Annotated in this window: 1 protein-coding gene; it reads right to left on the bottom strand. The window is 71.8% G+C overall.

The window, feature by feature from the left end:
- A partial coding sequence (locus DD1DGNOD_RS16545; RefSeq protein WP_131770532.1) for an IS110 family transposase occupies nt 1-924 on the bottom strand: 924 nt, incomplete at its 3' end.
- Between the last annotated feature and the right edge of the window lie 256 nt (nt 925-1,180).

Below are 1,180 nucleotides of genomic sequence, written 5' to 3'. Positions count from 1 at the left end.
GTAGTTCTTGCGGGCCTTGGCGTCGGTGTAGCGACGTGGGTCGTCGCCGAACTCGGCGAGCACCCGGGCCGCGAGGACCGGTCCCAGCCCGGGCTGGGAGCGCAGGATCTCAGCGTCCGGGTGCTGGCCAAAATGGGCATCGACCTGCTCGCCGAGGCGGGCGATCTCGGCGTTGAGGGTGCCGATCAGCGCGGTCTGGGCGCGCACGACCGCGCCGTAGGCGGCGGCCGTGGCCGGGCGGACCGGCAGCTGGCCGGCCTGGAACGCGGCGCGGATCTTCCGCGACTTCTCGGCGATGTCGCGGCGGCGGGCCCGTTTCAGGGCGGCGGAGATCTGCGCGACGGTGAGGCGCCGGGCCAGCTCCGGGGTCGGCGCCTTGCCGAGCAGCTCCAACGTGTCGACGGCGTCCAGGTCGTCGAAGACGGCCACCGCGGCCGGGAAAGACTCGACCAGCGCAGTGCGTAGCCGCTGGACCTGCCGGGTGCGGTCCCAGACCAGCGTCTGATGCGCCCGCGCGGTGACCTTCACCGCCTCGGCCAGCTCGCTGTCACCCGCCACCGGCCGCAACTGATGACGGTCGGTGCGGACCATGTCCGCCAGCGCATGCGCGTCGCCGGCGTCGCTCTTCGCCCCCGACGTCGAGTACCGCTCCCGGTAGCGGGCCGCCTGCACCGGGTTAACCGCGATCACCTGATAGCCCGCCGCGACCAGCGCCGACACCCACGGGCCCCGGTCGGTCTCGATCCCGACCACCACCTCGGCCGCCTCGGCGTCCTCGGGCAGGTGCGCCCCGATCAGCTCGTGCAGCCGGGTGATCCCGGCCAGCCCCTCCGGCAACCGGCCCTTCGCGAGGCGCCGGCCGGTCTCGTCCTGCACCTCCACATCATGATGATCTTCCGCCCAGTCGTCCCCGACGAACAGCACCCAGGCCTCCTCCGCTCCGCCAACAGATCCGGCAGCCCACGGGAGATCCACCACGCCCTAATGGTCAAGTGCTCACGCATGATCACGGGCACGACACCCCATCAGCAGTCAGCTCTCCCGACCACCGGCAGGGGCACGGTCTGACCTTAGGACTCGACCTTCGGTCCAGGGGCCGAGAGTGCTCACCTACCAGCGGCTACCGGCACCGAGCCTGCCTTACGCCGACCCGGTACGTCCCATTAGGGGCCGTCGACGG

It is taken from the genome of Candidatus Protofrankia californiensis, from assembly GCF_900634765.1.
Classification (GTDB): Bacteria; Actinomycetota; Actinomycetes; order Frankiales; family Frankiaceae; genus Protofrankia; species Protofrankia californiensis.
Note: the sequence above shows the minus strand (reverse complement) of the source record. Positions and strands in the feature narration are given on the sequence as shown.